This is a genomic window from Actinomycetota bacterium (assembly GCA_023488435.1).
Classification (GTDB): domain Bacteria; phylum Actinomycetota; class Coriobacteriia; order Anaerosomatales; family UBA912; genus UBA912.
The window spans coordinates 18,612-27,989 of sequence record JAMDCK010000016.1 but is presented as its reverse complement, the minus strand read 5'-3'; the positions used below and the strand labels follow the sequence as shown (position 1 = coordinate 27,989).

Annotated in this window: 7 protein-coding genes; all 7 read right to left on the bottom strand. The window is 61.4% G+C overall.

What is annotated here, in order from left to right:
• Positions 1 to 45 precede the first annotated feature (45 nt).
• From ffh to M1617_01785, 7 genes are read right to left on the bottom strand one after another with little or no spacing between them, the layout of a single operon-like run.
• Positions 46 to 1,377, bottom strand: a complete 1,332-nt coding sequence (gene ffh, locus M1617_01815) for a signal recognition particle protein (GenBank protein ID MCL5887030.1) — start codon at positions 1,375 to 1,377, stop codon at positions 46 to 48.
• Positions 1,378 to 1,433: 56 nt separating this feature from the next.
• Complete coding sequence (gene lepB / locus M1617_01810; protein ID MCL5887029.1) at positions 1,434 to 1,988, bottom strand: signal peptidase I; 555 nt, start codon at positions 1,986 to 1,988, stop codon at positions 1,434 to 1,436.
• Positions 1,988 to 2,899, bottom strand: a complete 912-nt coding sequence (ftsY, locus tag M1617_01805) for a signal recognition particle-docking protein FtsY (protein ID MCL5887028.1) — start codon at positions 2,897 to 2,899, stop codon at positions 1,988 to 1,990. The genes lepB and ftsY overlap by 1 nt, the downstream gene beginning before the upstream one ends.
• Positions 2,886 to 6,440, bottom strand: a complete 3,555-nt coding sequence (gene smc / locus M1617_01800) for a chromosome segregation protein SMC (protein ID MCL5887027.1) — start codon at positions 6,438 to 6,440, stop codon at positions 2,886 to 2,888. Before smc ends, ftsY begins: the two co-directional genes overlap by 14 nt.
• Before the next feature lie 19 nt (positions 6,441 to 6,459).
• Positions 6,460 to 7,158, bottom strand: coding sequence for a ribonuclease III (gene rnc, locus M1617_01795; GenBank protein MCL5887026.1), 699 nt, complete (start codon positions 7,156 to 7,158; stop codon positions 6,460 to 6,462).
• 11 nt (positions 7,159 to 7,169) lie between these two features.
• Positions 7,170 to 8,396, bottom strand: coding sequence for a beta-ketoacyl-ACP synthase II (fabF, locus tag M1617_01790; GenBank protein ID MCL5887025.1), 1,227 nt, complete (start codon positions 8,394 to 8,396; stop codon positions 7,170 to 7,172).
• 30 nt (positions 8,397 to 8,426) lie between these two features.
• Positions 8,427 to 9,377 (bottom strand): nitronate monooxygenase, encoded by a 951-nt coding sequence (locus tag M1617_01785; protein ID MCL5887024.1) that lies wholly within the window; start codon positions 9,375 to 9,377, stop codon positions 8,427 to 8,429.
• Between the last annotated feature and the right edge of the window lies 1 nt (position 9,378).

Here is a 9,378-nt window from a genome sequence, read left to right as displayed (position 1 = left end):
CCTGCTGTTTCGCAAGCAAGCAAAGATGTCACCCTGCAGTCGGGCTCACGGAAGCTTGAATCCCGGCGGCAGCTTGAAGCGACGCTTGCCTCCCGGTGCCTGCATTCCTTTCATCATCTTGCGAGTCTGAGCGAACTGCTTCAAAAGTTGGTTGACCTCGAAAACACTGGTGCCTGACCCGCTGGCGATCCGCGCCCGCCGTGAACCGTTGATGACCTGAGGTCGAGCTCTTTCGTCGGCGGTCATCGATTGGATGATGGCGGTTATGCGGTCGAGCTGGCCTTCGTCAACCTCGGGCATCGCCGAACCAGGCCTGAGCGCTCCGGGCATCATCTGCAGTAGCGAGCCTATCCCGCCCATCTTTCGGATCTGACGAATCTGCATGAGGAAGTCCTCCAGCGTGAACTCTCCCCTCTTCAGGCGCTCCTCAAGCTCGGCGGTGTCCTCATCGATGGTCTCCTGCGCCTTCTCGATCAGAGAGACAACGTCCCCCATACCGAGGATACGTTTGGCCATTCGATCAGGATGGAACGACTCGAGGGCATCGAGTTTCTCGCCGACGCTCGCATAGAGCACCGGTTTTCCTGTCACGGCGCGGACCGATAGCGCCGCACCACCGCGAGCATCGCCGTCGAGCTTGGACATGATGACGCCGTCGAAGTCGACCCTCTCGGCAAAGGCGCGAGCGGCGTTCACGGCATCCTGTCCGGTCATGGCATCGACGACCATCAGGATCTGGTCGGGCTTCGTGGCGTCCTTGATGGCCGCGGCCTCACTCATCATCTGTTCGTCGATGTGCAAGCGACCTGCGGTATCGATGATGACCAGGTCTCGCATCGAAGCGACGGCCTGCTTGATGCCTTCGGCGGCTATTTGGACCGGATCGGTGGACTGACTGGAGTAGACGGGCACGTCTAGTTGGCGCCCAAGTGTCTCAAGCTGATGGATGGCAGCCGGCCTGTAGACATCGCAAGCCACAAGTAGCGGGCGTTTCCCGTCCTTGCGAAGCGCGTTGGCCAACTTGGCACTGGCGGTCGTCTTTCCCGAACCCTGGAGGCCGACGAGCATGATGACGTTGGGCATCCTGCTGGAGAAGACTAGTTTGCTGCTGGTCGATCCCAGGAGTGCGGTCAACTCTTCGAGGACGATCTTGATCACGCTCTGGCCCGGAGTGAGGCTCTTGGTGACCTCTTCGCCGACAGCCCGTGTCCTGACCGCGGCGATGAACTCCTTGCTGACCTGTAGATTCACGTCGGCTTCGAGCAACGCCACGCGGATCTCGCGCATCGCTGAATCGACATCGGACTCTGAAAGGAGCCCCTTCCCTGTCAGGTTCTTGAAAACGCCTTGTAGGCGTTGGGCTAAGTTCTCGAACATCAACAACTCTCTCTTTCTATGATCGAAGTACTTCGGGTCGCCATCGAACTGGGGCCCTAATCGAATGCCCTGGCCCGATCGGGGGGCCAGATGATCGCAATGGCCCTTCCGTCGACCTGCGGGATCTGTACTGGGCCAAAGATCCGGCTGTCCCGCGAGATCGGGCGGTTGTCGCCTAGGACGAATATGCTTCCTTGTGCGAGCGTCTGCTCTCTAAACGACAGGTCCTCCGAAGACAGTATAACCGTGTATGCGTCTGGCTCGGCCTGTCCGTCGACAAACGCCCTTCCGGTGTCAACCGAGACGGAATCTCCGGGGATGGCGATCACGCGCTTGATGAGTCCGGGCCTAGGACCGGAGCTGTCTGTGATTTCTCGGCCGATCAACACGATGTCACCTCTTGCGGGATCGGGATAACCCCTTCGGATCAAGAGGACGTCGTTCTCGTGGAGTGTCGGATACATCGAAGGCCCGCTCACCGCAGATGTCGTGATGACGAAGTTGGTGAGGATCAGAAGCGTCGCGCCTATCACCAGCAGCACGATCGCGACGATGAGCATCACGCGGTTGCGCAGCTTACCGGGCGGCTTGGTGCCAAAGAGCGTGTTCACTATGATGAGCCGATCAGCGCGGCAGCGAACTCCTCGGGATTGAAAGGCCGAAGATCCTCGATGCCCTCGCCGACGCCGACCATCACCACTGGAAGTCCTAGTTCACGCGCGACCGCGACCACGATTCCGCCTTTTGCGGTGCCGTCGAGCTTGGTCAGGATGACGCCATCCAGATCCAGTGCTGCGTGGAACTCTCTGGCTTGCACCAACCCGTTCTGGCCGGTGGTGGCGTCCATGGTCAGGATCGTCTTGACTGTGGTGGAGGCATCCGCCTCTCGCCGGGTGACCTTTTGGATCTTTTGCAGCTCGCGCATCAAGTCGACCGACGTATGAAGTCTGCCAGCGGTGTCGATGATGGTGATGTCCACGGCGCGCTCGCGTGCGGCAGCAACCGTATCGAATGCCACGGAGGCGGGATCCTCCCCGCTATCTCGCTTGACGACCTCTACACCCGCTCGCTTGGCCCAGACGTCGAGTTGCTCGTTCGCCGCCGCCCTGAAGGTGTCCGCCGAGCCGAGGAGAACGCTTCGCCCGGAGTCCACCGCCTGCTTGGCCAGCTTGCCCACAGTGGTGGTCTTGCCCGTGCCGTTGACTCCGACCATGATGAGCGTCACCCGTCCTTCAAGGAGATCTTGAGTCGGCTGCTCGAACTCGGCAGCGAGTTCAGCTGTGAGGTGTGAAAGCACCGCCGCCGCATCCGGTAAAGCCAGTCTTGATGCGGTCCTCCTCAGCCGAGAAACGATCTCTGTGGCGGCCATCACGCCCATGTCGGCAACGATCAGGGCGTCCTCCAAGTCGGTCCAGAACTCATCGTCTACCTTGGGGCCACGGCCCATGAGCTCGGAGAGGTGACCCTGCAGGGCGTCTCGGCTTCTAGAAAGCCCTTCGGAGAGTCGCTTAAACCAGGGCATTGTCACTTCGCTCCTCAAGTCCAGGCTGACGTTCTATCTTCTGACTCAGAAGCTTCGTCACGCCGTCTGAGTGCATACTCGCGCCATAGAGGACGTCGGCCATCTCCATCGTGCGGCGCTGGTGGGTGACGATGATGAATTGTGTGCGCACCCTCATCGTGGAGATGTAATCGATGAACCGCCTCAGGTTGGCGTCATCCAAGGCCGCCTCGACCTCATCGAGGATATAGAAGGGACATGGCTTGGTGCGGTACAGCGCGAAGAGCAATGCGAGCGCGGTCAGCGATTTCTCGCCACCGGACATAAGCGACATCCGGGTGAGCTTCTTGCCGCTGGGCTGGGCGGAGACCTCGATCCCGGTGATTGCCGGATCATCTGGATCAGTAAGTGTCAGTGACGCTCGTCCCCCGGGGAACAGCACAGCGAAGATGTCCTGGAAGTGGATGTCGACCTCTTCGAACGTCTCTAGGAACCGCGCGCGGATCTTCTGGTCGATTGCCGAGATGACCTTCGAGAGAGCGTTACGCGAGGCGACGATGTCCTCGATCGAGGTGGTCAGGCGGTCCAGCCGGTCCTGCAGGGCTTCGCATTCTTGGACTGCAACCGCATTGACCGGCCCGAGTCCGGCGATCTTCTGCCGAAGGCGGTGGACCTTCTCCTCGACGGCCGCGCGGTCTGAGAACTGCGGCATGTCCAGGGCGGTCTCGAGCGGGATGTCGAGTCGCTCGACGATGTTGGCGACGGCGTTGGTGATCTGAACCTCGATGCGACCCTTCTGGACCCTGATATCACTGAACCCGGCGCTGTGGTCATCGATCTGAGCCTGAGCGTCTCGAACCGCATCCTGCAATGTGTGGATGCTCTCCCGCAACGACTCCGAGTCGGCTTGCTCGAAGCGAGCCCGATCCCGGAGTTTGACCGCCCACGCCTCGGCCTTGTCGAGGAGTGCCGCATAAAGATTGTGCAGCGGCTCGATCCGCTCCCGCAGAAGCTCCAGCGATTCCTCAGTCTGGATGGTGGCCTTGATGGTCTGCTCAAGCTCCTTCAAGTCGGCGCCGATGGTGTTGATCTGCCTCTTGAGGTGCACTTCACGCTCGGAGACCGTCGCAACATCGACCTGACATGCCGAGAGGCGCTCGTTTATGGAGCTCTCATCGCGAAGGCGTTGCTCCTGGACATCCTTGGCGCGAGCCATCGTCTCCTCGGCGTCGGTCAAGGTCTTCTCGGCAGTTGATAGTGCCGAGGCGAGGCGGGCCGCCTCCGAGGTGCTCTTCTTGATGCGATCCTCGACTGCCGAGAGACGCTCCTGCAGACGGGACTCGTCGTTGTCGAACGCCGAGACTGTGACCTCGAGTCGACCGACTTCCTCACGGATCGATGCCTGCTCGCCAGTGGCGGCGGCCAGGCGCTGTCCAAGCTCGAGCGAATCCTGCTGGGCCACCAGCAGCGCCTCTTCGGCGATTGAGAGCGCGTCCTGGGCGTCGCCCATCTTGGCCTGATGTGTGGCCATCTGATCCTTGAGCTCGTTGATGCGCCTCTGGCGCTCCAGTACGCCGGCGCTGTCCGAGACCATCCTGCCCGCCGTCACCTTACCAGACGGCCAGGCGATCTCGCCCGAGGACGTGACCACACGGTGCTTGGCGTTAGCGACTGAGAACGCCTGGGAGAGATCCTCGACAGCGATCACGTCGCCGAGCAGGGCTTCGAGAGCGGGACGTAGCTTTGCGTCGCACTCTATCAAGTCGATAAGCCGGACAGCTCCGGCGGGAGGATCGAGCTTCTCGGCGGTTGAACGCACATCGAGCGGAATCAGCGAGACCTCGCCTTCTGAGCGACCACGGAGGCCATCGGCGATTGCCAGAGAGGTCTTGCGGTCATCGACGAGTAGGGAGAACAGGTCGGAGCCGAGAACATGCTCGACGAGACGCTCATACTCCGGCGCGACCTTGATCTGCTCGACTAGCGAGCCGACGAGACCGGGGAACTCGCGCTCCTTCGAGAGTACCCACGCCATCGCTGGGGCAGACATCGCGAATGCCTTCTCGACCTCTTCGAGGCCCTTGACCTCGGCCTGAAGCCCGGTGACTCCGTCGCGCAGGGCCGAAAGGTCCTTGCGCCTGCTGTCGAGCACCCTGACGCGCTTGTCGACATCGGCATCGGACAGGGCCCGCTCCTTTTGCAGCTTCGATATCAGGTTGTCGGTCTGTTCGAGACGCGCTCTTCTCGCCGAAAGCGTTGCGGTCATCGATAGGCGGTCGTCTTGGATCTGCTTGCGTCGCTCCTCGATGAGGTCCTTCTCCAAGTTCGATGACGCCATCCCCTGCTCCGAACGGGATATCTCGATGCGGAGGTCGTCGAACTCCTTGCGCCCCCGGCGGGCCTCGGCGGCGGCGCGACCAAGGTCTTCATCGGCGGCCAGACGCTCTTTGCGCGCCTGCTCGGATTCCTTCCTCAACTCACTGAGCATCGCATAGTGTGCCTTGAGCTCTGCATCGGTCTGGCGCTGTTGTTCGCGTAGAACCTCAAGCTCACCGGACCTCTGGGTGACGCGTGCCTGACTCTTGTGATGCTTGGCGCGCAGCTCCGAGAGACGCTCGATGAGGTTCTTGCCCTTCTCCTCAAGCAGAAGCAGCCCTGAGTTGATGCGTTCTAAGACCGACTGCAAACGCCTGCGCTGCTCTGATAGATCGCCGACGAAAAGGCCCTTCTCCTCGAGAAGGAGCTGGAACTTCGTGAGCTCCCTTTGCTTCTCTTCCAGCCGATAGCGCAACAGATCGATGCCGACGTCCGCCTCGCGCTCCTGCTTGTCGACCGCGTCCCACTCGGATTGCAGTGTGCGCAGGTCGTCGACGGCCAGTGCGATATCGAGTTGGCGGACCTCCTCGGCGAGGGCGGCGTGCTGCTCCGCACGAGAGGCCTGCCGAGACAGCGGCTTGAGCTGGCGCTGCATCTGCGATGACAGGTCACGCGCCCGCTGCAGCAGCCCGTCTATACCGGCGAGCTTGCGAACGGCGCGCTCTTTTCGGCGCTTGTGCTTGAGGACGCCGGCGGCTTCTTCGATGAGCGCCCGCCGGTCTTCAGGACGCGCGTTGAGGACCTCGTCAATCTGACCCTGGCTGATGATCGAGTGGGCACCCTTGCCCAGGCCGGTGTCGTGGAGCAACTCGTGGATGTCCATGAGGCGGCATGGTGCACCGTTGATGAGATACTCGCTCTCACCCGATCGGTACATGCGTCGCGTGATGACGATCTCGGTGAACTCGATGGGTAGCGTCCCGCAGCTGTTATCCAGCTTGAGGTCGACCTCAGCCACACCTAAAGCCTTGCGACCCGAGGATCCAGCGAAGATCACATCCTCCATCGCCTGACCGCGCAGGGCTTTGGCCGACTGTTCGCCCAAGACCCACAGGACGGCGTCGGTCACGTTGGACTTGCCGGAGCCGTTGGGTCCGATGACTACCGAGACGCCCGGCTCGAACTTGAGACTCGTCTTATCAGCAAAGGATTTGAACCCTTTGAGCGTGAGAGATTTCAGATGCATGGGTGCGTGTGATCGCCCTTCACTTAGTCTTGTACACTTCCAAGGCTTGCGCGGCCGCTGCCATTTCGGCTTCCTTCTTCGAGCGCCCAACGCCCTGACCGAGGACAGTGCCGTCGATGGAGACCTGGGCTGTGAACGTCGCGTCGTGCGGCGGACCCGAAGTCTCGACGATCGAATACTCAGGAGCAAGCCCGCTCGCCTGTGCGAGTTCCTGCAGTTCGGACTTAGGATGTTCGCTGATCGCCCGGAAGTCAAATCTGATGCGGTCGCCGTAAGCACGCGAAACAACTTCACGGGTGGTAGCAAGCCCACCATCGACATAGATCGCGCCGATGAGGGCCTCGAAAGCGTTCTCTAGCGCCGAGGCACGCCCCCGGTCTGCTGGGCCTTTCACGCTATCCCCAAAGAGGATCATTTCCCCTAGCCCGATCTCCTCGGCGATCTGAGCCTGTGTCGTCCCGGCCACCAAACCGATCTTGAGCTTGGTCATGTCGCCCTCGGGCATCTGGGGGAATCTCAGGAACACCGTCTCGACGATTACCAGCGACAACACCGCATCGCCTAGGAATTCGAGGCGCTCGTAGTTGTTTCTCGCAGAAACCCCCTCGGTCGCGCTTGGATGGGTCAGCGCAGCTTCCAGGAGGGCGGTGTCGACGAAGCGATAGCCGACGATCCGTTCGATCGCATCGAGAGCAGCTGATATCGCAGGCTCATCCATCGAGCGACCCATCAGACCGCGGCGAATAAAAGCGTTGCATTGTGGCCACCGAAGCCGAAGGAGTTGCTCATCGCAGCATTGACCTGAAGGTTCCTCGCGACATTCGGCACATAGTCCAGGTCGCATGAAGGGTCTGGGTCCTCAAGGTTGATCGTCGGCGGCACAAGGCCCTGCGTGATCGCCATGACGGCGACGACCGCTTCAAGGGCTCCGGCTCCTCCCAGCAAGTGGCCCGTCATCGACTTGGTCGACGAAACCACAGGAGCATCGTCGCCGAAAACAGCCTTGATCGCCCCTGTCTCGGCGATGTCTCCAAGCATGGTCGAGGTGCCGTGCGCATTGATATAGCCCACGTCTGCGGTCGAGAATCCCGCCTGCGCAAGCGCAGCTTCCATGGCGCGACGAGCACCGTTGCCATCGGGAGCCGGAGCCGTGATGTGGTACGCATCGGCCGAAGCCCCGTAGCCGACTAGCTCCGCATAGATCTTCGCGCCGCGAGCACGCGCGAACTCCATCTCCTCAAGGACCAGAATGCCGCCACCTTCGCCGATGACGAATCCATCCCGACCTGCATCGAACGGCCGAGAAGCCCTCTCGGGATCATCGTTGCGCGTGGAAAGCGCACGAGCGGCGCAGAAGCCGGCCAGCCCAAGGGGGGTCAGGCCGCAATCGAATCCACCGGTGACGACCACATCAGCGGTTCCTCGGCGGATAGCCTCCCCTGCTTCACCGATCGCATGATTGCCTGTGGCACATGCCGAGACGGGCGCGTAGTTGATGCCCTTAAGGCCATGGCGTATGGAGATGTGACCGGCAGCAAGGTCGACGATCATCATCGGGACCAGGAAGGGACTGATGCGATCCGGGCCTCTCTCGGCAAGGATCAGCGTCTGCTCTTCCATCGTGGCGAGTCCACCGATACCGGACCCGACGATGACGCCGACTCTGGTCGCGATGTCCTCGGTGATGGTAAGGCCGGCATCGGCGATCGCCTCATCGGCAGCCGCAACAGCGAACTGCTGGAATCGCGAGAGCCTCCTGGCTTCTTTGGCATCGAGCCAGTCGGTCGGCGTGAACCCATCGACAGCCCCTCCAAAGCGAGTGCTGTATCGCGAGACGTCGAAGGATGTGATCGGAGCGATCCCTGAGCGGCCGGCAACAAGGGCCGCCCACGTGTCCTGAACACCGATGCCGACCGGACTTATGGCGCCGAGACCAGTGATTGCGACTCTTCTCATCGATCAAGCTCCTCGTAAGTCGACTTCACTTCACGCTGATGCATACTCCGCCTGCAGCCGATCGATCAGCTGTGCGACGGTAGGTATCTCGCTGACATGAACAGCGGATTCGCCTGCGAACACGAGCCCTGCATCCACATCGCCCTGCTGGGCTTTGATCAGCTTGTCGATAATACAATACTCTCTGTTGCACTTCTTCAGACATGCGACGCAGCTCTCGATAGGCGGATAGTCCTGGCGATCCAGGCGCATAGCCAACGGGTTGCGAAGCGCCCTGCCGGGAAGGCCCACCGGACTCTTGACCAACATGACATCGTCAGCGGTGCACTCAACGTACATCCGCTTGAACTCTGCTGATGCCGAGGATTCCACTGTGGCAGCGAATAGCGAGCCCATCTGAACGCCAGCGGCCCCCATCTCGATGAGTTCGCGAATGCGATGACCATCGTGGATGCCGCCTGCAGCGATGACCGGGATGTCGACAGACGCCAACACCTCCGGCATCAGCTCGGTAAGCGACTTCTCGGTCCCCAAGTGGCCCCCTGCTTCGAAGCTCTCGGCGATGACCGCCGCGGCCCCGAAGCGCTGGGCCAACTGCGCGACCCTGTCTGAGCCGACGATGATCACCAAGGGCGTGTCGGCTTCGCGGCACCACTGGAATACTTCGCGGGAGAAGCCGGCTCCGGCGATGACCAGGTCTATCCCAGCATCAAGAGAAGCTTGGACGAGCCCCTTGAACCGCGCGATAGCGACCATGATGTTGACGCCGATGACCCCATCGGGACCAGCGATGCCTCGCGCTGCCGCTATCTCAGCAGTAAGCTCCTCAGGTGTCAACCCGGATCCAGCGATGACACCGATGCCTCCCGCCCTGGCAACAGCGCCGGCCAGTGGTGCCATCGAGATGCGCACCGCCATGCCGCCTTGGATCACGGGCACGCGCGCGGTGCGCCCACCGATGGTCAGCGCAGGCATCTCCACG